Raw genomic sequence first — 21,784 nt, 5'->3', positions numbered from 1 at the left:
GATGATGAAATTGAGGCAATGGTGCTAGGATCACGTTGGGTTGCACAACGAGCGGATACTCAACTTAAAATCGCGGCCCAAAATGTACTTGCAAAAATTTCAGCAGTCCTTCCTACTGAATTAAAACACCAACTAGAAACATCAGGACTCTTAGTTCCCCCAGGAAAATGTGCCGAAAGTAAAGATAGTGATCTTATTCTCATTCGCAAAGCGATACGTTTAGAACGTAAAATCGAATTAGAATATCAAGATCTCCAAAACAATCATTCGACACGAATACTCTGGCCTATCGCGCTCGGCTTTTTTGATGAAGTGCATCTCATGGTGGGTTGGTGTGAACTAAGGCAGGACTTCCGTCACTTCAGAACCGATAGAATTATTCAATTATCCATTAAAGAACAAAAATATTCCGAACGCCGACAATCCCTTTTAAAGAAGTGGCGCACCCTACATAACATTCCCCAATCCTATTGAATAATGCTGACAAAAACTGTCATGAGTCTGTTTTATATTCTTCAATGAATTTAACGAAATAAAAAACAGGAAAAATCATGACATTCGACCCCAATTTAGTTTTATTTTATGCGAGCAATATAGAAAAAAGTACTCATTTTTACTCGGAATTGCTCAATGCTCAGCCTATCCACACTGAGCCTGATTACACCATGTTTCTATTAAAATCGGGTTTGCGATTGGGATTATGGTCTCAAAATTCCGCGTTACCTGCACCAACTGCATTGGGTGGCGGTAGCGAACTCGCAATTTTGGTTCCCGATGAGCAAGCCGTTGATGAACTTTTTAAAACTTATCAAACTAAGAATTTTAAAATGATACAAGAACCAACACCGATGGATTTTGGTTATACGTTTGTAACCTGCGATCCAGATGGTCATCGAATTCGCTTTTTTTCAAAGAACGGATCATGAACCAAAACTGGCTGGCTGTCGCCTGCGCGTCCCACGTGCAAATTGGAGTGGAAGGAGGCTTTATGCAAGTTTGTCACGGTAAACTTGCACCTCTAAAGAGAATAAAAGCGGACGATTGCATCATTTATTACTCGCCGACGCTGCACTTTAAAGGCATTGAAAAACTGCAAGCATTTACGGCAATTGGAATCGTTTTACCAGGTGAGCCCTATCAAGTGGATATGGGTAATGGTTTTCATCCATTTCGACGCAATGTACTTTGGGCCAATAAAAGAATTGATGTTTCGATACACACGCTTATTGAACCGCTCGAATTAACAAAAAATACCAAGAATTGGGGATACCCATTTCGTTTTGGCCTATTAAAAATCAGTGAATCGGATAAACACATCATTGCCAATGCCATGCAGGCTTATATTAATTAAAAACTTCTACTTTGGAGCCTTATATGACTGTTATTATACCCCAATTGACCCAGATTCAAGAATTTACAGTAGCTGGAATGAGTGTAAGAACAAAAAATGAAGAGGAGTTTAATCCTCAAACTGCGCGACTGCCTCATCTATGGGAGCAATTTCTTCACTCAAAAATCAGAGCACAACACGATAGCCCAGTTTATGGCGTATACCACCACTATGGGTCCGACTCATCAGGGTACTATACAGTCACTGCGGGGATAGAAATTGCGAGTGAATCCAAAGCTAAGCACTTGGATAGAGTCACTATAAACGCGGGCAACTATCTTGTTTTTGAAGCAATCGGGCCTAATCCCTCAGCAATTATTAATGCCTGGCAAACTATTTGGAGCTATTTTAATAAAAAACCAAAATACGAAAGAACCTACCTCACTGATTTTGAGCTCTATAAAACGCCTCATGAAAGTGCAGTATACATAGGCATTAAATAACCAACATAAGACATTAACTATGACAGCAACCCTAAATACAGCTGAAATGATAGATGCACTCAAAACACTTAGAAGCGAGCTCGAGTTACTCAAAAAGCCTGATTCGCAGCCAAAAGCAATCTATTATAAAACAGGACCAGGAGATTATGCAGAGCATGACCAATTTATAGGTGTTAACGTCCCTAATTTAAGAAAAGTCACTAAACGTTATCAAAAATTACTACCCTTTTCTTCATTACAAGAATTGTTGTATTCGCCCATTAATGAAGAACGCTTATTAGCGCTATTAATTTTAGTAATCCATTATCAAAAAGGAGATACAGAGCTAAAACAAACGATTTTTCAATTTTATTTAACTCATATCAATCAGATTAATAACTGGAATTTGGTTGATGCTTCAGCCCATTGGATTGTTGGGGCGCATTTATTAGATAAGGACAAAACACTCCTTTTCACCCTTACAGAAAGTACTAACCTTTGGGAAAAACGTATCGCCATAGTCGCCACTTGGTATTTTATTCGAAATAATCATTTTGACTGCACGCTTAAACTTGCAGAAAAACTGCTATTTGACAATCATGATTTAATTCATAAGGCCGTAATGAAATGGACCTATCCTCCCCATAATCGGCTTCTATGAGCCATGATTAATATGTGTGAGCATAATTAATCAAAGGAGGAAGGTCCATGAAAGATATTACAGTATTAGGAATAGATTTGGCAAAAAATACCCTTCAATTAATTGGAGTAGATAAACATCATAAAGAGGTTTTTAAAAAGCGGGTATCTCCGCAAGGGTTAGCAACAATAGCGACAAAATTAAAGCCTTGCCTGATATTAATGGAGGCGTGTGGTACGTCGAACCATTGGGGCCGTACGCTAACAAAGTTAGGTCATGAGGTAAAATTAATTAGCCCTCAACATGTAACTCCCTATATTGGTCATCATAAGAATGATTATAAGGACACCCAAGGGATTATAGAGGCAGGAACACGGCCTAAAACAGAATTTGTGGCAATAAAAACCTTGGAGCAACAAGATTTACAAAGTATTAATCGATTGAGAGATAGATTAGTAAGTAATCGAATCTCTTTAAGTAATCAAATTAGAGGACTGTTATTAGAATATGGGATTGTAATTAGTAAAGGAATGCAGCCGCTAAAAGTGACGTTAGCTGAGTTATTAGAAAAAAATAATGAGTCTATTTCTGTAGTATTAAAAGAATGTTTGTCAGATGTTTATGAAGAGTTTAAAGAGCTAAGTAAACGAATAGAGCTCTATAGTAAAAAAATAAAATTACTGTGTGACAACAATGAATATTGTCAATTACTACAAACCATACCCGGTATTGGTCCGATTGTAGCGTCTTCTTTGTATGCCGCTGTGGGCAACGGAAGTCATTATAAAAACGGACGTCAAATGGCTGCCAGCATAGGCCTTGTCCCCAAACAATATTCGAGTGGAGACAAACAACGACTTGGAGGGATTATCCAAATGGGTAATCGAATACTTAAAGCGTTGCTGATTCATGGTGGTCGAGCGGTAGTAAATAGCGCTCAAAAGAAAACAGATAAAAGAAGTATTTGGATACAAAAATTACTGCTAACCAAACCCTATAATGTCGTTTCGGTGGCAGTAGCTAATCGGATTGCACGAATGGCCTGGGCCATTTTGCAAAGTGGTATGCCTTATAATGCTACAGGAGATATGCATCATGTTAAATCCTGATAAGGTGGTACTTGTTACCCACAGGGTCTACAGGTATCTTCGCAAAGTTGAAGGGCTACGATACCTATGGACTTGTGGATAACAAGTAACGTATTTTGATAAATAAAAAAGGCAACAAACAGTTAAGAAGTACAATGTGTTAGTACCGTGTGACGCAAAGTGAATGATAGATGATAATTAGGTAAGACCGGCTTTCTCAAAACCTGACCAACCTGCCGACTGTTAAAAAGTCGTTACGTAGAGAGGAGTGAAAGCGCTCATTTCATCAAGGCCCGAGTATTTTTTTTTATTGCTCATAGAGGTCGAATATATAGACGCAGTCATTATTCTAATTAGATCTATTTATTCATTTGCAAAACAGGATAGGTCCATATATAGGTTGGATGTTACGAGAAGTAGGAAAGCGCAACCAAGCTATCCTCATCGAATTTTTAGATAGCCATGCTTATCGAATGCCAAGAACCATGCTGCGCTACGCCATTGAACGATTGACGCCAACAACGCGAAAAAATTATTTATTAGCTAAGCCAATCGAATCAATTTAGACTCACGGTTGTTCATGAAATAAAGCAATTAACTCTTTACTGGAAGAACATCCTAAAGAGTCCATTAATTTAGCAATCATTCCTTCAACTGTCCTGTAAGAAACATGAGTTTCACGGGCAATTTCTTTAGCTGTTTTACCTTGTGCCAACAACTTCAGGTATATGGCTTGTTGTTCAGATAGCTCAACTTTTGTGTGGGATTCTTTATGGTATATGGTGAAATCCTTTTTCTCCAAAATTGATTTTAGGTTTTTTTGAGGTAACATTTCTTCATTCCCCACCACAGCCGTCACAATACAACGCGTATGCTCTTCTAATTTTCCATCATCACCATGAATAGTGAATGTAGCAACCTCTTTATATAAATTATCTCGCTCATCATGTAATCGGTCAAAAAAATTGCTCAAACTTGGTATAGGTAATAAACTTGTGGCATTTCGTGCAGTCCGATCGATCTGGACTGGAGTGCTCACATCCAAAAATACGGTCATTTCATTGCGCAATAATTGACGATTTTTTAAAGACAAAACCACACTGGAATCGGTTGTCACAACAATATTCTCTTGGATGCAAAGAGAGCTTAATATATCAAACTGACAATCATAAAAAGCATCGCTCCCAAGGCTTCCGAGTATCTCAGACAAATGTCGTCCAACATGAGATTCTAACCCAAAATCTGCATCAACAAATTGCCACCCTAATAATTGTGCCACGGACTTTGCTAATAATCCTTTACCCGCACCATGATGACCAACAATAAAAATTCGTTGAGGTTGATTCATTCTTACTTTCTCCTAACCACAAATAATATAATAATTATACAAATAGACCATAAGATGCATCAATACGTAGAACTACGTGAGTACCGAGTATAAAATTATTATTCTAATCTAACAGAAGAATTAATTTTGGGAAAAATAGCAGTATTTTTTTCTTCCAAGCATTCTCTTGAGAGTACACTGATTGATAAGATAACAAGCAAAACATTGATAATAATTTCTAAGAGTAAATATTCTATGCCTAACTATCTGCATCTCGCCCTAAAATCCGAACGACTTCAGTTAATCCCTATTTCACTAAAATATGCCGAAGATTTATGCAAAGAATTTACCGCAGAAATTACAGAACATATGTGGCCAAGTGCTCCGAAAACTCAAGAAGAAATTAATCAGCATATTTCTGAACAACAAATCAAAATGCAGGAAGGTACTGAAATCGCATTAGTCATTTTAAACGAAGAAAACCGGGATTTTTTAGGATATGCCTGCCTGCACCAAGCAAATACGAAAACACCCGAATTGGGTATTTGGTTAAAGAAAAGTGCTCATGGATTTCACTATGGTTTTGAAGCAATGAATTTATTAAAAACATGGGCTGAAACTAATCTTGCTTATGATTATCTAAAATATCCAGTTGTCAGACATAATATTCCAAGTCGCAAACTTGCCGAAAAAATAGGTGGCATCATTCAAGATGAATACATCAAAACAAGTGAATCAGGCAAGTTGCTTGATGAAGTAGAATATCGATTTTATGGTGTACCAATGACAAATACACAACCCCATGAAAAAATGAATATTACTGAAAACTTAGTGCGCGAGCTCATTGCTCAGCAATTTCCACGGTGGAGTCATCTGCCTATTCAAGCTGTAAACAATAGTGGTTGGGACAATAGAACCTTTCATTTAGGTACCGAAATGCTCATTCGTATGCCAAGTAGCGCCGAATACGCTGGACAAGTGGAAAAAGAGCAAACATGGTTACCCCAATTGGCCCCATATCTTCCTCTTCCTATACCCGCACCTCTTGCGATGGGAAAACCCAGTACCCTGTATCCTTGGAAGTGGTCCATTAATCAGTGGCTTCCTGGAGAAACGGCAGCAGTTACTCCCATTAATGATTTACCTGAATTTGCACATGATTTAGCTTTATTTCTTAAAACGCTCCAGAGTATCAATTCAATAGGTGGTCCTCTTGCTGGGCCCCAAAGTTTCTATCGTGGCGGTGATTTAGCCGTTTATGATTCAGAAACGCGCAAAGCCATTGAAGACTTGAAGAACCATATAGATTTTCATGCTGCAACGCAAGTTTGGGAAAAAGGACTCACCACCTCTTGGCAGAATCCACCAGTATGGGTCCATGGTGATGTGAGTGTTGGTAATTTGTTACTTTCTCAAGGAAAATTAAGTGCAGTGATTGATTTTGGCCAACTTGCAATCGGTGATCCTGCCTGCGATCTTGCTATTGCCTGGACATTATTTGAAGGAAAAAGTCGGAGCATTTTTCTAGAAACACTAGAACTTGACTCAAAGACTTGGGAACGAGGACGCGCCTGGGCTTTATGGAAAGCAATGATGTATCTTGTGAATCAACAAACGGAGATGAATTTTGAAGCAAAAAGGGCATTGCGCACGATTCATGAAGTGATCGAGGATCATAGGCAACTATCATGAAGGATCCCCACATAGAATGGGCACTTAGTGCCTTAAACAATTTAGGATTTCAAATTGAACCCATCACGCCCGAAATAATTCTCGATACAGCCTGGTCAGAAGTGTGTCGCTTTCAAACCAACTTTGGATCGGTTTATTTGAAGAAGGTGCCTGCTGCATTGTCATTAGAAGCCAACGTCATTTTGCTATTGCAGCAACAATTCAATGCTCCTGTTCCGCAAATCTTGGCTCATAATCAGGAGCATCACTGTTTTTTAATGCAAGATGCTGGCATTCCTTTGCATGATGTCTTTAAACAGGAATTTAGACCTAATCTTTTAATTGATACGATGCATCATTACACAAAGCTGCAAATAGACTCAGCAGATAAAATAAACCTGCTTCTTGATTTAGGCGTTCCTGATTGGCGCCTGCAACAATTGCCAAGACTTTATAACCAATTAATGAATGAAGAAGAGTTATTAATCGGCGATGGATTAACTCAAAAAGAATTAAACCAATTAAAAAATTTAGAGAATAAAGTACAAATCCTTTGTGACCAATTAGCCAGTTTCAAAGTGCCTGATACTTTTGGCCATGCCGATTTTCATGATAAAAATATCTTAGTGAATCCCAATACTCATCAAACCACGCTGATTGATTTAGGGGAAGTTGTTATTACTCATCCTTTTTTCTCATTCGTTAATTGTTTGTATCGGGCAACAGAACATTTAAAACTACCAAGCAATCAATATAAGAAATTACAGGAGGATTGTTTTAAAAACTGGCTCTCGATAGAGTCCTCTGCGCATTTGTTTGAGATCATTGCAATTATTGAACAATGTTGGGCTATTCATGCTGTGTTGGGCGAGTATCGCCTAATTAAAAGCATCGACCCCATCGCATCAATAACACTGCGTCGACAAGGTCGATTTGCTGGAAAATTAAGAGTTTGGATAGAACAATAAAGCACTATTATTGCCGGACCAACCGAATATTTTCTCTACCAAAAGGACTATTTTCTGTGGAGCGATAGGGGTTAATATCCAATCCTCCTCGCCGAGTATAACGTCCATGGATTGATAATACTTCCGGTTTACAACAGTTCATAATATCCACAAAAATCCGTTCAATACATTGCTCATGAAACTCGTTATGATTTCTAAAGGAAACAAGGTATTTTAATAAGCCTTCTCGATTAATCTTTTTCCCTTTATACGCTATTTGTATGCTTCCCCAATCCGGTTGATTAGTCACCAAGCAATTTGATTTTAATAGGTTAGAATACAATCTTTCTTCCACTAACTCGTTTTGAACACTAAGAAATGATGGCTCAACCAAATAGACAGAGCATTCAACATCGAGATGGTCAATGCACTCACCTTTCGGTATTTGTGATACAGCGTAGTGTTTTGCTTGTTCCAAAAGATAAATTTTAACTGAAACTGGAGCTTCTATACGTGCTTCTAAATCATTTTTTATTGTATTTTCTAACTCACTAATACTTTTTATTTTGGTATTATTGAATGAATTAAAATAAAGTTTTAATGACTTGGATTCGATGAGTTTGGGCGAGTTACAATCATAAAAAATTTCACCAACCCCAACCATCGGTTTACCTTTTTCGTTGAGCCAAGAGACTTCATAATGATTCCAGCAGTCAAAACCCACAAAAGGAGGATGGGCAGGATCAATGCCAATTTCTTGTCGCTTACCTGCTCTGGGAATAGGATAAAGTCGATTGGGATTATAGGTAGAATCATAGTCTGATTTTTTACCTAACTCTGATTCAATAACGGATTGATATTTTTTTAATACAGCATCGCTCATAGTATTTAACTCCAATATTTCAATAATTTTTGCACTACTTTGCCAATTGATTGGCTGGTTTATTTCCAGTTGACTGGCAATATACGTTAACAAAGAGGCTGCTTCATTTATTTTATTAGCCTTTTCGCTCAGTTCGCGTGCTTGAAGGCTCATTGATGCAGCCAGATTAAAGTTTGGATTCCCAAGGATTTCTTTGATAGTAGATAAAGAGAACCCAAGGAATTTTAAGGTGATAATTTGTTGTAAAATGAGTAAATCAGTTTCAGAATACAAACGATAGCCAGAATCAGAGCGCTTTGTTGGTTTTAACAAACCTACTTCATCGTAGTATTGCAATGACCGAATTGAAAGAGAGGTCATTTGGCTGATTTCTTTAATTTGATAATATTTCATAAGCATCATCTCCTTAATTGATGATTCTAAGCTATCACGCAACGTGAGGGTCAATAGCTATTTTATTTCAGAGAATAAAGAAATTGTTTGTTTCATGTTAAGATGTGCCGCTTCATAGTTATATTTACTGCATAGTGGTTATCATGAGTCCAAATTCTATTCAATTAAATCAAAATCATGGGGGACCACTCCACTATCTCGGAAATAGGTACCTCTCTCTTCCAGATTTAACAGGACATATGTCCCCTGATACTAGCTGGTTGAATGAACATTTCTCTGTATTATTGGCGAATAATAAAGGCCAAAAATACAAGAAAGCTATTGAGCCTTTTTCAGGTTCTGCTTCTTGGAGTTTGGCTGCAATGGAGATTGGCCTTGCAGAAGAATATATTGTCAATGACAGCAATAAAATTCTGATCAATACACTTCAATTAATTAGAGACAATCCTACGCTTGTTAAAACCTCTTATGCTGCGTTAGTAGAAAAATATGATGTCTCCTTATCAAAGAAAGATTTTTTCCTTGAAGCGCTTGAGAATTACAACCAGACAACTGATGAGGAAAAACCATTATTGCTCCCCTTTATCATCAATCATTCATGGGGAGGAATTCTTTTTTATGATAAAGAACTGAATATTATCTATCGCGAAGGTGAATTATTTGAAGGAAAAAATTCCAATCGATTTCTTGAACATGCGAATTTGTCGTTGGAAATGTTCTTGAGTGAGATTGACCGAGTATCTAACCTTCTGAATGTGAATCAAGTTTCATTCAGAAGTGGTGATTTTATGGACGTGATTTCGATCGCAACACCTGGTGATTTTGTGGCGCTGAATCCTCCTTATCCAGAGAATGAACACTCAACGTTTGAAAAAGCTGGGATGTATACTGAACTTTACTCACCTGAAAAACTACACAAAAACTTGGTTCACATCATTCAATATCTTGAAAATCAAGGTATTCATTATTATATGACTTATGGGTTTTATAATCCCAAATTCAAAAACTACGTCTTAGCTAATAAAAACCAGAAACCAATTAATTATTTTCGTGTGCTCGGCTATAAGGATTGTGCTTTTGGAATAGGCCTAGATCAGATGTACTTTACTTCCCAATTTTCAATTCCCAAAGGTATAAATATATTCAAAGCTGAAGAGGTTTTAGCGAACCAAGATTTAACACCTGAAGAAGCACTAGAACAATTTAAACGACTTTCCAAAAAATGTTTTGCTGTTATTTACCGAGCCTTTATTAAGCCTGAGCTTGAGATGGAGTATCAAAAGGCCTGGCATCAGGTCGCTTCCTATTTTGTACAATATCGCGGAGCGTTAGGTTCTTGCCTGCATAAAACTAACGATGGTATGTGGCTTGCCTATTCTCGTTGGCCAGATAAAGCGACTCGAGATGCTTCTTGGCCAGGTGACAATGCGCCATCTGAGATGCTACCCGATGAAATTAAAAAAGCGGTTATAACCATTCAAGAGAGTATTGATCAAACGCAAAAACTACCCGAAATTACTATGGAAGTTATCAATGACTTATTGTATTCAAACTAATTTTAGAAAGATATAACTCATGAATCAAGCGGCAAATTACCAACTAGAGCTTGTTATGGACACCAAGCTACTAGAACAGAAAGATAAAATTATTCGTGATGGGATAGTAAATTTTAATGCTCCTTTTACAGGAACCAAACCAGAGCGTTACTCAATCTATGTGAAAGATAACGAAGGTACTATTATTGGCGGTGCTATTGTATATGCTCATAAAAGCTCAATATACGTTGATGTCCTCTGGGTTAATGAAGGATACCGTGGTCTTGGTATTGGTGCTGAGATATTACGCAACGTTGAAGTCGAAGCAATTAAACGAGGAATTCCAGCATCAACATTAGATACTTTTTCTTTTCAGGCAGAAGGGTTTTATTTAAAACAAGGCTATCAGCATTTAGGAACAATTAACAATTACTTAGAAGGACATGATCGGATCTATTTGAGAAAACAATTGAAGAAAGAGTGAAGGTATATCCCCCTATAAGAGAAATATGCCTTGAAAAAGAACAGAACAAACGAAGCATCTATTCTCCAAAGTTGATCTTTTATTGGAACTGATCGTAAAAATTCATAAATGAATTAGAAAGGAAAGGGAGGTAGCTGATTCCTATCTCTAAGCCAGAATGAATGATGCCATTCTTCATAGATGGAAACGGGCATATTGCTTTGCTTATATTCATCAAAAGATAAGTCGCAAAGAAACCATTTAAGGAATTCCGCGCAAGTTTCTGGACTTATTAAGTGACCGGACTGATAAGCCTCATCAAACATTTTATGTAAATGAAATGAAGTCGTTTCTCTTAAAATTTTTTGAATTCTTGTATCCACTTCCCCTGGAATAACACAAGACACACCGATATTTTTCTCGGCTAACTCTTTTCTCACAATAGCAGTTACTTCATCCAAACCCGCTTTACTGGCACAGTATGTTGAACTTTCTTTAAGTTTCAAAGTGGCTGCTCTTGATGTAACAAATAAAATCCGAGACTTCTCAGGCATCCCTACCGCGAGAAGTGCTGTTAGTTTCATGGGAGCTAATAAATTAACCTGGAACACTGCGTCAATACTGTCACAATCATATTCAGTTAACGGACGTGGAGGGCTTTTCATTCCTGCATTATGAACTAAAAGATGAAGCGGTATCTCAGATTCATTAATAATTTTTGCAACCTGTTCAATATCACTATTGCGGGTAAAATCCGATTGAATGGGAACAAAACGAGGAAATAGCGCTTTAGTATCCTCTAAGCTGCTCACATCCCGACCTGTTCCATAGACAACCCAACCGTCACCTAAAAGAATTTTAGCGAGCTCAAGACCAATTCCATGGCTGGCTCCGGTCACTAACGCAGCTTTATTATTGTTGATATTCATCATGAAGCATTCCTTGAAACTTAAGTTAATTTCGTGCGATATGGTAATCAAAGTTGAATAAAGTTAACAGTTTATTCTTAATTCACGTGTTACTAATTGAGTTAATTCTGTAATACTCGCCTTGACTTGAATAATAGTAGGCAAAACCTGAAGAACCTGTTCAATACTAATATCTTGTTGCTCTTTATCAGAGCTAAAAGAACGCTCTATATTATATACAAGCCAATTGATCCAATTACCAAGAACACCATAAAAGGCGGCTTCCAAATGCTCGTGATCTATTGTTATTCCAGAAAATGCATATGTTTTTAGCATTTTTATAAACAAAGGCTTATGAAACAGTGGGGTAGTAATTCCACTCCAATCAAGAGCACAATTGACTATTTCATAAGTAGGATTAAGTTTTCGCGCAGACTCCCAATCGATGAGAAATGGAGTATCATTTTTATCCCATAAAACATTTTTTTGATCCAGATCGCCATGGCTTACTACACTACTACTTTGTAAAATAGGTATTACTTTTTGATAGAGCTCATTAAGCTCAATTATAATTCGTTGATTACTTTTTAATTGCTCTTTAAACACCAAATTTTGGCTTGCTGACTGGTCTATTAACACACTAATTTTTTCATTGGTATGAATATCAAATTCTTGAGCGCTTAGTTCAGGGACATTAAGATTAATACAATGAATTTTTGCCAAAAAGGCAGCTATTTTAAGTGCATGCACCTCAGATATAGCGTCTTTATCTAATGCTTTTGCTGCTATCCAAGGATAAACAAGAAAAGCTTCATCTTCCGAAAGGATTAAATAATTATTTTCTATTTTTAGAGCATGGATTGCAGGTATCGTATGCTTGGAAAATAGGAAGGCTATCTCTTCTGTCAATTCATATTGGGATTTAACTTCTTCAGTCAATTGGATCCTGCTATTGAGTTGTTTTACAGCAAACTGCGAGCCATTGCACTCCAGATACCACATTTTATGTAAAAGACCGCCATAGACTCTTTGAGGCAAGTCACAAGGTTGGTTTATCTTTAATTTTTTACAGATTGTTTCTAGTTGACTTCTATTCACTATGAACCGCCTTAAGAATGCCTTGTGTTTCTAACTCTTCATTAAAAAATTTAACAAAAAATGTTTTGCTTAACTTGGGATTTTTTTTATTGATTCTCGTAAATTCTGCTGTAAAACCGCATTTCTTATAAAATTCTGGCGCTTGAAATGCACTAGTCACTAAATTGATATTATTAAATCCCTGGCCTTTGAAGTGATGTTCAAGAGCAAGCAATAACTGCTTACCATACCCTTTACCACGATAAGCGCTATCTACCCAAATATCATCCACATAAATTTCAGAAAATGCTGTATAGGCATTAATCACCCCAAAAACTTCTCCTTGGGCAGAAGAAATAGTCACTGAAAAACATCGATAATTGACGTCGATACCATGCTGAGCCTCATAGGCAACAAATCCCTTTGTCATTCGGTTTTCTGTTGTCTCATCAAGCTCATCAACAAATTGGATTTGATATTCTTTCTTGCTTTCTAAAGGTTCCCCTACATTCTGTACATTACTATCAAAACGAAAAATAACTCGCTGAGGCTGATGTGGATCATAATTGACTGTTCTAATTTCTTCCTGGAAATTACCCATTGTAATTTTTGCAATAGTTTTGCGCCAAAAGTTAAGCGCTGGCTTATTTTCCGGAATCACAGAAATTTCCCATAAGCCTGGATGCATGTTCCAAAGTTCAGAGGAAACCAAAAAACCTAAACCTTTGCCTTGAAACTTTGCAGTAATGAAAAACTCGCCCATATTCCACATAGTATCTGGGTAAATTCCATCTTGATTTAATAGGGCAAAACCTGCTAATTCATTGCCTACTTTAATCAGAAAGGCTTTTCTTGTCGGCTCTTCAAAGTAATTTTTAAAATCGAAGCTTTCATAAAGGCCATCGGAAGGCAAAGCCCAATCATCTGAAATAAAACCGCAGTCACGCGAGAGCTCATATACATAAAATCGTGCCATGTTTTGGATAGTAGGATAATCATCTAATGTTGCTGTCTCAATTTTTAAAGCAGATTGTAATTCTTTGATGTTCACAGTACTTTCCTTAAATACAGTTTTGCCATATGTCCTTCATTCTGATATCCAAGTGATTTGTAAAAATCATGAGAGCCCTCTTTGGCTCGCCTAAGTCCCGATGTCAAATCAACAATACAGGGACTAAACTGCCTGGCAAATTCCTCAACAGTAATCATAAGCTTTTTACCTATTCCTTGATTACGATATCCTTGGTCGACCACAAGGCCTTCAATATGAAATCTTGTTGTTTCGGAAACAAAAAGATAACTCTTAGACCAAGCAATCCAACCAACAACTTTTCCAGCAATTTCCGCAAGAAGAACACCGTAATGCAGTTCATTAGTAAATAGCTCAAGTCGTCTTTGCAACTCATCAGGCGATTGCGGATAGCCTAATTGCTCCATTAAAGGGTGAAGATGTTGAGCATCATCAATTATTGCTTTGCGGATAATCAATTCAACGGACATTTTAGGATTCCAGGTTCACTCTATCCCCCGATAGATTAGGAGATGAAATCACCAAAAAAGAAACCAAATTTCCGGAACTGTTTTTCACTTGATGGGCTACCCTTGCTTTAATACTTATTCCTTCCTGTTCTTGCAACACTTGTTTATAATCTTCAAACTCAATAACCAATTGTCCCTGTAAACAATAAAAAAACTGTTCTGTTTCCCGATGATAATGCTTTACCTCACAACAACCGGGAGGCATCGTTTCATAAATAACACTAAACTGACCATCATTTTTTAACCACCATCCATCACAATTTTTTCCCCACTTAAAATGAGGCGTATTGTTTATTGAGACAACCTCTTCTCTCACTAAAGATTCTGATCCATGCGATTTTATGCTTTGACTTAAGCTTGAGACTGAATCACCATTTAAGAGCCCGATGTCTGTTGTTTCTTGAAATTCTTTACGCAAAAAATAAAAAATAGAATTTTTTTGAAATCCATGCCGCTCAAATTCAAGTTTGAACCCTAATTTTTTATAAAATTCTATTGCCTCCCAATCCATAGTGTTAACTGTTGCAAAAGCGCAGTCTTTCTCACTACCATACTTCAATGCCTTTTGCATGAGTTTTGTTCCCCATCCTTGATGTCTGATGGATTCACTCACCCAAAGATTATCGACATGAAGACCTCCATAGAGTGTTCCGCCACTACAACCACCCACAATGCTATTGTCTGCATCACGAATAAAGCATGCAAAGAAATCTAAAGATTCGAAGCCTCTTTCTTGTTTGGCATACGCCTTAATCCCATTTGTTAATATTTGAACATCATCCGGATCTGGGTTTTCTAAAAACGATAATTTTAAAGTCATCTCATTTATTCCACTGTAGGAAGCCAGGCACCATGCTCAACATAACTTGCCTCATCACTGCCTGACCATGGTGGCATAGTAACGCAAATAAACACCAAGTCTGCTGCATCACTTCGATATTGAAAATGTGCTCCCAAGGGAATATCAATGCTGACTCCAGCGGTTAAAGGAGTAATGCTCTCTTCGTTATTTAATTTACGCCAAAGTGCACCTTTCCCAGAAAGGACATGCCAAAATTCAGATACCGTTTTATGTCGAACTGCCTTGGAAATCGTTCCCGCCTTTAAAGTACAGTGAGCCATTCCACCTAAATGATTATTCATCAGCAATCGAACTTCAGCACCTGCTGGAGAGATATGTTGATACTCTTTGGGTATTTCTTGTGTATTCATTTATGCCTCTATTAAAACAATGTTCTCATCAGTAGTGGTTATTTCTTTTTTTAAATTTGAATTGTAACGCAAGTATTATCTGCATCTAAAATAACCACTTTGCCAATTGGAAGAATGCAATTTTGCTTACCGTGCCCATAGGGAAACTCTTTAATGCAAGGTACTTTCAATTTTGAAGCCCATTCATTGATTACATCTTCTACCGTACCATCGTGCTGATTCGATTTCTTACTTTTACAGTGTTCAAATGTACCAAAAATAACCCCAGAAACTTCATCAAAAATTCCTGCTAAATCTAGTTGGGAGAGCATGCCATCAATATTATAGGGCTCGACACCAACGTCTTCTACCAACAAAATACTTTCTTTAAAACTAGGCAGATAAGGTGTGCCCATTAAATTAGTCATCAGAGTTAAATTTCCACCAAGTAAAGGGCCTCGACTAACACCTGCATGAACCTTTATTCCTTTGGAAATTATGTATTCTTGGCCTAATAAAGAGGAAAGTAATGTTTTTTTAACCTGGTTACTTAAATGAATAGTCAAAGTAAATCCTGTATAACTTACTAATCCACTGTTTTTAAATAGGCCTAATTGTAACGCGGTGGTATCACTAAACCCGAATAATTGTTTTGGGTTTCTCTTAATTAATTCATAGTCTAAAAAAGGTAAAAGACGTTGTGAACCTTGTCCGCCTCGGGTTGCAATAATTGCTTTCACTTCAGAATCTTTAAAGAAATCCATCACATCATTTGCACGATCACTGTCTTTTCCAGCTAAAAATCGTTCTGATGCAAGCATATGCTTTGCATACTTTACCTTAAATCCATGCGACTTTAATAAATGAACTCCCGCTTCTATATCCTGTTCCATAATAGGGCTCGACGGAGAAATAAGCCCTACGATATCTCCTTTTTGCAGTGGTGCTGGACATAGAATCTTCATTTATTACCTCAATTATTTTCTGCATTCAAAAACAATACTGTCGTCTTTTTCATCAGGTGATGCGTTTCGTTCAAATCCTTTAACTATCTGTACCTTGCTAAAACCAACCTCAGTAAGCAAATTGTGCAAGAAAGAAGGGTCTTGATAAATGCGAATTTTATATTCCTCAACCTCTGTTTGAATCACACAGTTGTTATCAATCAACTCGTATTTGCCGATAGAGTAACAAACCTCTTCATTGAGCATAGCTAATTGACTGAGTACGATAAGCGTTCCATCTTCTTTGGGCCATCTTGAACCTCTCCATATACCTAATTCATTAGGAACCGCATGAAGTGTTTCTATTTCAAATACAAAAATTCCTTTATCTTCTAGGTGCTCATAAATGATTTTTAATGCTTTTTGAATAGCCGCTTTTTCAGTAATGAGACAAAATGAACCACTGGGTATAAAAATCAGAGAGTATTTTTCAGGTTGATTTAAATCTTCAATAAAACCAGGCCAGACTTTTGGATTAAGATTTTTGCTCCTTGCTTTTGCATGCAGTCGTTCAAGCATCGGTTGACTTGCATCAAAGCCCTGAACATCAAATCCTTCTTCAACCAAAGGCAATAAAAATCGACCTGTGCCGCACATAGGCTCTAAAATGGGGCCCTTAGCCTCTACAGCATAGCTTCGGTAGAATGAGTAGGCATCTTGTGGTGCATTAGGTTTACTTAAATCATATACTTCAGTACAAAGGTTCTGATAGGTATCCAGTTTTTTCATGGGTTCCTCTTTAAAATCCAATACCATTAAATATTCGTCATAGAAACTATCATTAATTTTAAGCGCATTAGGTTCGGTACCATATATTCGAAATCCTTGCTTTTGATAAAAATCGCGGGCCACAAAATTATTTGTTACACAGGTTAGATGTAATTGAGTAACGCAGATTTTTGCATGCTGGATCAGAGCCTGAATTAATGCTGTTGCAATACCTTTCCCTCTGTATTTAGGACGTGTATACATACCCCAAAGTACACCACGATGTTTGGTTTTAAGTGAATTAAGCATATAGAATCCAGCACAAGACACTAATAAATCATTAACAAAGGCACCTAATACATATCCTTTACTTAATCCATTTTGAAAATCAGTATCGGACATAAACGCTTCCTCGTCATAAGAAGAGCCGAAGCTTTCTGGTGAGTTGGTCAGAGCCTCTAAACGTATTTCTTTCCATATATTCCAATCCGCATCCAACAATTGTCTTATCTTCACAATATTATCTCCATGACGGTGACAGGATGTCCTTTAAATTCGTCCATGCCAATAGTGCGCCAACCAAGACGACTGTAATATTCTGGAATGGTAGGATCAAAAGCAAAAAGATAAAGATTTTTAAACCCTAATGTTTGAGCTTCTTCTTTTACTCGAAGAATAAGCTGCCTTGCAATACCTTGTTTTTGATGTCCTGGCGCTACCACTAACGAGCCTAGCCATGGAGTTAATTCAGGACGGATCCCATCACTCACGCGTAAAGAGCACATCCCAACAGGTTTTCCTTCATCTAAAGCAACAACAGTGAGCGGTAACTGCTCTATGTTTAAATGATTTCGTAAATTTTCTTCTACACGCGAAGTGGGCACATCAGGAACCCAAATTTTTCCTAATACTTCATGCCAAATCTTAGCAAGCTCTGGAATGCAATCGGAGTGATGTTTTAGATAGGCTATTGTTATCATCTTAATACCTGTAAAAATGAATTATTCCTCTTGGCAAGGCGTGCCTTGATGAAACACCATTTGCCAACGATTATGCTTGTATTGCCAGAGCGAAGAACGTAAGGAACTTTTTGAGGCAACAGTAACCTTATAAGTTGCCAACATGACTTCGGGCGACACCTCTAATACTGAAAAATCATTAACCATATAGCTTCGTGACTCTTCTTCTGGAAGAGAATCAAGTAGGTCGTTCTTATTGTAAATTGAACCAGAGGACCCATACTCGATAAATTCATCAGCAATCAGTTGCTTCAGTTGGGTAATCGATTTTCTCGTTTTCGGATTTAAGAGAGAAGTCTCTAGCTCATAAATTAGTTGGTGTTCTTGTTTCATAGCGATATCCTCATCAAATATCTGACCATGCGTTCCTTCCCCACGAGAAACAGATCCAGTCAAAAAATACAAAACGCAGTTTTGAGTAATGCTTATTACTTAATTTTTGAATTGCTTTTTGGGGTGAATAGCCCCTTAAGTCAACGTTCTTGAGATCGCAATCGATCTAGATGATGAATAATCAATGAATTCACCACTTGTTTATTAAAATCAGGACAAAAACGTGGATAATCACGTTCAAGACCATAAGACCATTTTTCCAAACGTTCATGATCATATTCGATCATGTCGTCAAACAAATAACCTTCTCCATAAGTTTCTTCACAATGAAGGCCAACTCCTCCATCATAAAGTTCTCCTGAAGGCATGCGCAACGCAATGTGCCAGCACTCTTCATGGGATGTCATCATCACAAAAACAATATGCACTTTATCCTGAAATCGGCCATTCCAAGCATCAAAAAATAATTTAGCAAACGCGCCACAAGGACCATAATTAATCCTTGGTGTTTCTTCATGAAATCCCAGCAATTGATTTATATCGTTTTTTAAATCATTTAAAACTGTAATTTCTTCTGCATTCACTCATAACTCCCCTAGTATTGGGCTACTTTTTTAATTAAGACACTTTATTTTCAAGCTGAATTTATTGTACCAGATAAATTTCAATTCGTTCTTTACCTTTACCCACATTAGCCCTTTTTAACGTAATATAACCCACTTCAGCGGTCGATTTGACATGTGTTCCACCACAAGAAACCTTAGAAAATCCTTCGATTTCCCAATAACGTCTTTGACTTTTCTCATCAGAAAACCCAGTACGAATAAGCCTATCTGTTGCAATAATTTGATTGTATTCAAACAAAAGAGAGTCAAAGATATCCGAGATATTGTGCTGATAGCTAAAATCGATTCTAGCCTTATGCTCAGCAATATGCGCACCTATTTTTTCAACGGGCAGCATTTTTTGGACAAGCTCTAAGATTAATTCAGCAGCAAAATGAAGGCGCATCAATTTATAACGACGAACAAAGTCAATTTCCATAAGGACAACATCGCCTTTAGAAAGTCCATGCTCCGCAGGTAATGTATAATAAATCAAGTGATCTTCTATTTCAGAATGAGTGACCATCAGGCCGTTCACGCGGACTGTATCACTTTCCTGACCACCGGAAAACGAAAAACCAATAGTCTCTGCAAAAAGTAGTCGATTCTCATTGACTGACACCACTTTAGTCATTAATTGGCGTTGATAGGGATTATCCCAGAATATTTTTTGCATGACTTACTCTCTAATCTTTACCACCATCCCATTTGTTAGCTGTTTCAATGTTTCAGGAGATAATGAAAACACTGCATTGGGCGTTCCTGCTGCAGCCCAAAGAACTTCATGGCATAACAAATCTTCATCAATAAGAACAGTATCAATAACGTTTTTATGGCCAACGGGAGGAACCCCACCAATCGCAAAACCAGTGATTTCTCGTGTAAAATCTGCATCAGCTTTCCCAATAGGTTCATTGATGAGACTAACAATCAAGCTCTCATTCACACGATTAACACCACTTGCTAATACTAATACTGGCTTGTTGGTTTTTTCTGTGCAAAATAGTAATGATTTAACAATTTGAGCAACAACACATCTTAAAGTATCAGCAGCATCTTTTGCCGTGCGAGTGCTCGAATCAAGTTCCTTGACCTCACACGATATCCCTTTTTGAGATAAAAAATCTTGTATGATTTGCGCGCTTTTACTTAACTTTTTCTCTTTATTCATCATTTATCACCATCCCATCATCGCCACAAAGAACACTTTCTAGTGAGCTCTGTCACTATGTCCCAATCCCCAAACAAGACAATGCCATAATAAATCAGCTCGTTCTCTTTAACCTGTGCCGTTCTTTCAATTTGCTCTTGATAAGTACCCACAGTCATCGTATCGGTAAAATCATTAAAAAGAACATATTTTGCTAAAGCATTCTGACGTAATATTCTAATTTTGTTGGAGTTTTCACAAAGAATGATAAAAGGTATTTCTGAAATATAAGGATGAGAGCCTCCATCTGCATCTCGATAATCGGTTAAACGCAGTTCTTCTTTACCAATTACAGCGCCTAAACCAATAGCCATATGAGCAAGTGCATTCATCACTTTTCCTGGCTCAATACGCTTATTAAGCACAGCAACCAGTTTGTTTTTAAAAGGTTGTTCAACCATACAGTCCTCCACAATCTACTTCACAATTCGTGCGTTATAACGCATAATAAACCAGTATATACTTGTGCGCTAAAACGCACAAGCTTTTTTAATAAGGGTCATGATGCAAGAAATTTCAAATCGTATTGCAAAAACACTAAAATCATTAAGACAAGAGCGAGGTTGGAGCTTAGATAAAACAGCGCTTGAAACGGGTGTTTCTAAAGCGATGCTTGGACAAATTGAACGAGAAGAGTCAAGCCCAACGATTTCTACCTTATGGAAAATTGCAAGTGGCTTTCAAACGTCCTTTTCCTCATTTATTGAAGACAGCCTGGATAATTCAGCTACTCCTATTTATAGGACAGGACATGCTGAAACCTTGCATCCAGATGATGAAAAAATACGAGTTTTTCCACTGTTTCCTTTTGATGAGCAGTTACATTTTGAATTGTTTGTTATTGAGTTATTGCCCGGATGCGAACATCTTTCACCTCCTCATAAACATGGAGTCATTGAGCATGTCATTGTTGTGGATGGGACCATTGAAATTTTGTTAGGTGGCTACTGGAAAACACTTTCCAAAGGTGAAGGACTGCGTTTTAATGCCAATCAACCACATGGCTACCGGAATCCAACCGATGAGCTATCGCGCATCCATGATATTATTCATTACCCATCCCAATATAAATCGCCTTAATCGGTTATGGCACATAAAACAAAGGAGTTAATGCCATAGTTTTCAAGTCATGAAGCCACTCATCGCGTGGCTTTCCTCCGGGCGCTGTTTCTTCAAACCAGTTGTATTTACACCAGAGGTAGATATCCAAGCTTTTCATTTGCGAAAAATGATTCATTTCTTTTAATTCGTCTGAACTCAATGACCGGATTTGTCTATACCCTTCTATAAACCATTCAAACAGTGATTTCCAAAGAGGCCATGGCTTATTGCATAAGTCCAAAAATGGTTTGGCAATATCGGCAAGATACCAATGATAAACTGGCTCATCAAAATCAATCAGATGAACGCTCTCACCATCATAAAGCACAT

28 protein-coding genes and 3 pseudogenes are annotated in these 21,784 nt (G+C 37.4%); 12 read left to right on the top strand and 19 right to left on the bottom strand.

Annotation, left to right across the window (positions count from 1 at the left end):
• The 7 genes from BGO44_RS10410 to BGO44_RS10380 all read left to right on the top strand — a co-directional run.
• Positions 1–474 (top strand): helix-turn-helix transcriptional regulator (locus tag BGO44_RS10410; RefSeq protein ID WP_286823134.1); only part of this gene is annotated, 474 nt, incomplete at its 5' end.
• Positions 475–551: 77 nt separating this feature from the next.
• Entirely contained in the window at positions 552–926 is a 375-nt protein-coding gene (locus BGO44_RS10405) for a VOC family protein (RefSeq protein ID WP_273201564.1), read from the top strand.
• Positions 923–1,351, top strand: a complete 429-nt coding sequence (locus BGO44_RS10400; protein WP_273201562.1) for an EVE domain-containing protein — start codon at positions 923–925, stop codon at positions 1,349–1,351. Before BGO44_RS10405 ends, BGO44_RS10400 begins: the two co-directional genes overlap by 4 nt.
• Before the next feature lie 23 nt (positions 1,352–1,374).
• Positions 1,375–1,833, top strand: a complete 459-nt coding sequence (locus BGO44_RS10395; protein WP_273201560.1) for a GyrI-like domain-containing protein — start codon at positions 1,375–1,377, stop codon at positions 1,831–1,833.
• 19 nt (positions 1,834–1,852) lie between these two features.
• Positions 1,853–2,473 (top strand): DNA alkylation repair protein, encoded by a 621-nt coding sequence (locus BGO44_RS10390; protein WP_273201557.1) that lies wholly within the window; start codon positions 1,853–1,855, stop codon positions 2,471–2,473.
• Positions 2,474–2,520: 47 nt separating this feature from the next.
• On the top strand, positions 2,521–3,561 hold the full coding sequence (locus tag BGO44_RS10385) for an IS110 family RNA-guided transposase (protein WP_273201554.1): 1,041 nt from the start codon (positions 2,521–2,523) through the stop codon (positions 3,559–3,561).
• A gap of 383 nt (positions 3,562–3,944) precedes the next feature.
• Positions 3,945–4,106: a DNA alkylation repair protein gene (locus BGO44_RS10380; protein WP_273201551.1), complete on the top strand. Its 162-nt coding sequence runs from the start codon at positions 3,945–3,947 to the stop codon at positions 4,104–4,106.
• Positions 4,107–4,108: 2 nt separating this feature from the next.
• Here BGO44_RS10380 and BGO44_RS10375 read toward each other — a convergent pair whose 3' ends face one another.
• Positions 4,109–4,888 carry a shikimate kinase gene (locus BGO44_RS10375; RefSeq protein ID WP_273201549.1) on the bottom strand — a complete coding sequence of 260 codons (780 nt, stop codon included), beginning with the start codon at positions 4,886–4,888 and terminating at the stop codon, positions 4,109–4,111.
• A 234-nt stretch (positions 4,889–5,122) separates the two neighbouring features.
• On the opposite strand from BGO44_RS10375, the gene BGO44_RS10370 reads away from it, so the two are divergent.
• Together BGO44_RS10370 and BGO44_RS10365 are read left to right on the top strand one after the other, a co-directional pair.
• Positions 5,123–6,559, top strand: a complete 1,437-nt coding sequence (locus tag BGO44_RS10370) for a GNAT family N-acetyltransferase (protein WP_273201546.1) — start codon at positions 5,123–5,125, stop codon at positions 6,557–6,559.
• A complete protein-coding gene (locus BGO44_RS10365; protein ID WP_273201543.1) occupies positions 6,556–7,506 on the top strand; it encodes an aminoglycoside phosphotransferase family protein in 951 nt (316 codons plus the stop codon). Before BGO44_RS10370 ends, BGO44_RS10365 begins: the two co-directional genes overlap by 4 nt.
• A 7-nt stretch (positions 7,507–7,513) precedes the next feature.
• Here the strand turns inward: BGO44_RS10365 and queF are convergent, their stop codons facing one another.
• Positions 7,514–8,368: an NADPH-dependent 7-cyano-7-deazaguanine reductase QueF gene (gene queF, locus BGO44_RS10360; RefSeq protein ID WP_333663258.1), complete on the bottom strand. Its 855-nt coding sequence runs from the start codon at positions 8,366–8,368 to the stop codon at positions 7,514–7,516.
• 243 nt (positions 8,369–8,611) lie between these two features.
• A pseudogene (locus BGO44_RS18585) lies at positions 8,612–8,728 on the bottom strand (MerR family DNA-binding transcriptional regulator); the annotation flags it as partial.
• A gap of 176 nt (positions 8,729–8,904) precedes the next feature.
• Here BGO44_RS18585 and BGO44_RS10355 point away from each other — a divergent pair.
• Positions 8,905–10,317, top strand: coding sequence for a DNA adenine methylase (locus tag BGO44_RS10355; protein WP_273201540.1), 1,413 nt, complete (start codon positions 8,905–8,907; stop codon positions 10,315–10,317).
• A gap of 19 nt (positions 10,318–10,336) precedes the next feature.
• Positions 10,337–10,780, top strand: a complete 444-nt coding sequence (locus BGO44_RS10350; RefSeq protein WP_273201538.1) for a GNAT family N-acetyltransferase — start codon at positions 10,337–10,339, stop codon at positions 10,778–10,780.
• A 113-nt stretch (positions 10,781–10,893) separates the two neighbouring features.
• Here the strand turns inward: BGO44_RS10350 and BGO44_RS10345 are convergent, their stop codons facing one another.
• The 15 genes and pseudogenes from BGO44_RS10345 to BGO44_RS10275 all read right to left on the bottom strand — a co-directional run bounded on the left by BGO44_RS10345 (position 10,894) and on the right by BGO44_RS10275 (position 20,754).
• Positions 10,894–11,691 (bottom strand): SDR family oxidoreductase, encoded by a 798-nt coding sequence (locus BGO44_RS10345; RefSeq protein ID WP_273201536.1) that lies wholly within the window; start codon positions 11,689–11,691, stop codon positions 10,894–10,896.
• Positions 11,692–11,751: 60 nt separating this feature from the next.
• Positions 11,752–12,765 (bottom strand): aminoglycoside phosphotransferase family protein, encoded by a 1,014-nt coding sequence (locus BGO44_RS10340; RefSeq protein ID WP_265674844.1) that lies wholly within the window; start codon positions 12,763–12,765, stop codon positions 11,752–11,754.
• Positions 12,758–13,795 (bottom strand): GNAT family N-acetyltransferase, encoded by a 1,038-nt coding sequence (locus tag BGO44_RS10335; protein WP_273201534.1) that lies wholly within the window; start codon positions 13,793–13,795, stop codon positions 12,758–12,760. The genes BGO44_RS10340 and BGO44_RS10335 overlap by 8 nt, the downstream gene beginning before the upstream one ends.
• On the bottom strand, positions 13,792–14,244 hold the full coding sequence (locus BGO44_RS10330; protein WP_273201532.1) for a GNAT family N-acetyltransferase: 453 nt from the start codon (positions 14,242–14,244) through the stop codon (positions 13,792–13,794). The genes BGO44_RS10335 and BGO44_RS10330 overlap by 4 nt, the downstream gene beginning before the upstream one ends.
• A gap of 1 nt (position 14,245) precedes the next feature.
• On the bottom strand, positions 14,246–15,103 hold the full coding sequence (locus BGO44_RS10325) for a GNAT family N-acetyltransferase (RefSeq protein ID WP_273201530.1): 858 nt from the start codon (positions 15,101–15,103) through the stop codon (positions 14,246–14,248).
• 5 nt (positions 15,104–15,108) lie between these two features.
• Complete coding sequence (locus tag BGO44_RS10320) at positions 15,109–15,495, bottom strand: cupin domain-containing protein (protein ID WP_273201528.1); 387 nt, start codon at positions 15,493–15,495, stop codon at positions 15,109–15,111.
• A 50-nt stretch (positions 15,496–15,545) separates the two neighbouring features.
• Positions 15,546–16,439 (bottom strand): S66 peptidase family protein, encoded by an 894-nt coding sequence (locus BGO44_RS10315; protein WP_273201526.1) that lies wholly within the window; start codon positions 16,437–16,439, stop codon positions 15,546–15,548.
• A 12-nt stretch (positions 16,440–16,451) separates the two neighbouring features.
• Positions 16,452–17,207, bottom strand: a complete 756-nt coding sequence (locus BGO44_RS10310) for a class I SAM-dependent DNA methyltransferase (protein WP_273201573.1) — start codon at positions 17,205–17,207, stop codon at positions 16,452–16,454.
• A 42-nt stretch (positions 17,208–17,249) separates the two neighbouring features.
• Positions 17,250–17,702 (bottom strand): annotated as a pseudogene (locus tag BGO44_RS10305) (GNAT family N-acetyltransferase); the annotation flags it as partial.
• On the bottom strand, positions 17,699–18,166 hold the full coding sequence (locus tag BGO44_RS10300) for a GNAT family N-acetyltransferase (protein WP_265674839.1): 468 nt from the start codon (positions 18,164–18,166) through the stop codon (positions 17,699–17,701). The pseudogene BGO44_RS10305 and the gene BGO44_RS10300, both read right to left, overlap by 4 nt.
• Before the next feature lie 21 nt (positions 18,167–18,187).
• Positions 18,188–18,538 (bottom strand): nuclear transport factor 2 family protein, encoded by a 351-nt coding sequence (locus tag BGO44_RS10295; protein WP_265674838.1) that lies wholly within the window; start codon positions 18,536–18,538, stop codon positions 18,188–18,190.
• A 140-nt stretch (positions 18,539–18,678) separates the two neighbouring features.
• Positions 18,679–19,122, bottom strand: a complete 444-nt coding sequence (locus BGO44_RS10290) for a hypothetical protein (RefSeq protein ID WP_273196968.1) — start codon at positions 19,120–19,122, stop codon at positions 18,679–18,681.
• Between the two features lie 61 nt (positions 19,123–19,183).
• Positions 19,184–19,819 (bottom strand): alanyl-tRNA editing protein, encoded by a 636-nt coding sequence (locus BGO44_RS10285; RefSeq protein ID WP_273196971.1) that lies wholly within the window; start codon positions 19,817–19,819, stop codon positions 19,184–19,186.
• A gap of 3 nt (positions 19,820–19,822) precedes the next feature.
• Complete coding sequence (locus tag BGO44_RS10280; protein WP_273196988.1) at positions 19,823–20,314, bottom strand: YbaK/EbsC family protein; 492 nt, start codon at positions 20,312–20,314, stop codon at positions 19,823–19,825.
• 17 nt (positions 20,315–20,331) lie between these two features.
• Positions 20,332–20,754, bottom strand: a complete 423-nt coding sequence (locus BGO44_RS10275) for a DUF2000 domain-containing protein (protein ID WP_273196974.1) — start codon at positions 20,752–20,754, stop codon at positions 20,332–20,334.
• A 103-nt stretch (positions 20,755–20,857) separates the two neighbouring features.
• Here BGO44_RS10275 and BGO44_RS10270 point away from each other — a divergent pair, with 103 nt between their 5' ends.
• Positions 20,858–21,433 carry a helix-turn-helix domain-containing protein gene (locus tag BGO44_RS10270; RefSeq protein WP_333663255.1) on the top strand — a complete coding sequence of 192 codons (576 nt, stop codon included), beginning with the start codon at positions 20,858–20,860 and terminating at the stop codon, positions 21,431–21,433.
• Positions 21,434–21,437: 4 nt separating this feature from the next.
• On the opposite strand, the pseudogene BGO44_RS10265 reads toward BGO44_RS10270, so the two are convergent.
• Positions 21,438–21,784 (bottom strand): annotated as a pseudogene (locus BGO44_RS10265) (phosphotransferase enzyme family protein); the annotation flags it as partial.

This window comes from Legionella sp. 39-23 (assembly GCF_001897665.1).
Taxonomy (GTDB): Bacteria; Pseudomonadota; Gammaproteobacteria; order Legionellales; family Legionellaceae; genus Legionella; species Legionella steelei.
Note: the sequence above shows the minus strand (reverse complement) of the source record. Positions and strands in the feature narration are given on the sequence as shown.

What these genes read in the sequence shown, in the direction of transcription:
- BGO44_RS10405 (WP_273201564.1), top strand. Translation starts at nt 552, where the DNA reads ATGACATTCGACCCCAATTTAGTTTTATTTTATGCGAGCAATATAGAA.
- BGO44_RS10400 (WP_273201562.1), top strand. Translation starts at nt 923, where the DNA reads ATGAACCAAAACTGGCTGGCTGTCGCCTGCGCGTCCCACGTGCAAATT.
- BGO44_RS10395 (WP_273201560.1), top strand. Translation starts at nt 1,375, where the DNA reads ATGACTGTTATTATACCCCAATTGACCCAGATTCAAGAATTTACAGTA.
- BGO44_RS10390 (WP_273201557.1), top strand. Translation starts at nt 1,853, where the DNA reads ATGACAGCAACCCTAAATACAGCTGAAATGATAGATGCACTCAAAACA.
- BGO44_RS10385 (WP_273201554.1), top strand. Translation starts at nt 2,521, where the DNA reads ATGAAAGATATTACAGTATTAGGAATAGATTTGGCAAAAAATACCCTT.
- BGO44_RS10380 (WP_273201551.1), top strand. Translation starts at nt 3,945, where the DNA reads ATGTTACGAGAAGTAGGAAAGCGCAACCAAGCTATCCTCATCGAATTT.
- BGO44_RS10375 (WP_273201549.1), bottom strand. Translation starts at nt 4,888, where the DNA reads ATGAATCAACCTCAACGAATTTTTATTGTTGGTCATCATGGTGCGGGT.
- BGO44_RS10370 (WP_273201546.1), top strand. Translation starts at nt 5,123, where the DNA reads ATGCCTAACTATCTGCATCTCGCCCTAAAATCCGAACGACTTCAGTTA.
- BGO44_RS10365 (WP_273201543.1), top strand. Translation starts at nt 6,556, where the DNA reads ATGAAGGATCCCCACATAGAATGGGCACTTAGTGCCTTAAACAATTTA.
- queF (WP_333663258.1), bottom strand. Translation starts at nt 8,368, where the DNA reads ATGAGCGATGCTGTATTAAAAAAATATCAATCCGTTATTGAATCAGAG.
- BGO44_RS10355 (WP_273201540.1), top strand. Translation starts at nt 8,905, where the DNA reads ATGAGTCCAAATTCTATTCAATTAAATCAAAATCATGGGGGACCACTC.
- BGO44_RS10350 (WP_273201538.1), top strand. Translation starts at nt 10,337, where the DNA reads ATGAATCAAGCGGCAAATTACCAACTAGAGCTTGTTATGGACACCAAG.
- BGO44_RS10345 (WP_273201536.1), bottom strand. Translation starts at nt 11,691, where the DNA reads ATGATGAATATCAACAATAATAAAGCTGCGTTAGTGACCGGAGCCAGC.
- BGO44_RS10330 (WP_273201532.1), bottom strand. Translation starts at nt 14,244, where the DNA reads ATGTCCGTTGAATTGATTATCCGCAAAGCAATAATTGATGATGCTCAA.
- BGO44_RS10325 (WP_273201530.1), bottom strand. Translation starts at nt 15,103, where the DNA reads ATGACTTTAAAATTATCGTTTTTAGAAAACCCAGATCCGGATGATGTT.
- BGO44_RS10320 (WP_273201528.1), bottom strand. Translation starts at nt 15,495, where the DNA reads ATGAATACACAAGAAATACCCAAAGAGTATCAACATATCTCTCCAGCA.
- BGO44_RS10315 (WP_273201526.1), bottom strand. Translation starts at nt 16,439, where the DNA reads ATGAAGATTCTATGTCCAGCACCACTGCAAAAAGGAGATATCGTAGGG.
- BGO44_RS10310 (WP_273201573.1), bottom strand. Translation starts at nt 17,207, where the DNA reads ATGAAAAAACTGGATACCTATCAGAACCTTTGTACTGAAGTATATGAT.
- BGO44_RS10300 (WP_265674839.1), bottom strand. Translation starts at nt 18,166, where the DNA reads ATGATAACAATAGCCTATCTAAAACATCACTCCGATTGCATTCCAGAG.
- BGO44_RS10295 (WP_265674838.1), bottom strand. Translation starts at nt 18,538, where the DNA reads ATGAAACAAGAACACCAACTAATTTATGAGCTAGAGACTTCTCTCTTA.
- BGO44_RS10285 (WP_273196971.1), bottom strand. Translation starts at nt 19,819, where the DNA reads ATGCAAAAAATATTCTGGGATAATCCCTATCAACGCCAATTAATGACT.
- BGO44_RS10280 (WP_273196988.1), bottom strand. Translation starts at nt 20,314, where the DNA reads ATGAATAAAGAGAAAAAGTTAAGTAAAAGCGCGCAAATCATACAAGAT.
- BGO44_RS10275 (WP_273196974.1), bottom strand. Translation starts at nt 20,754, where the DNA reads ATGGTTGAACAACCTTTTAAAAACAAACTGGTTGCTGTGCTTAATAAG.
- BGO44_RS10270 (WP_333663255.1), top strand. Translation starts at nt 20,858, where the DNA reads ATGCAAGAAATTTCAAATCGTATTGCAAAAACACTAAAATCATTAAGA.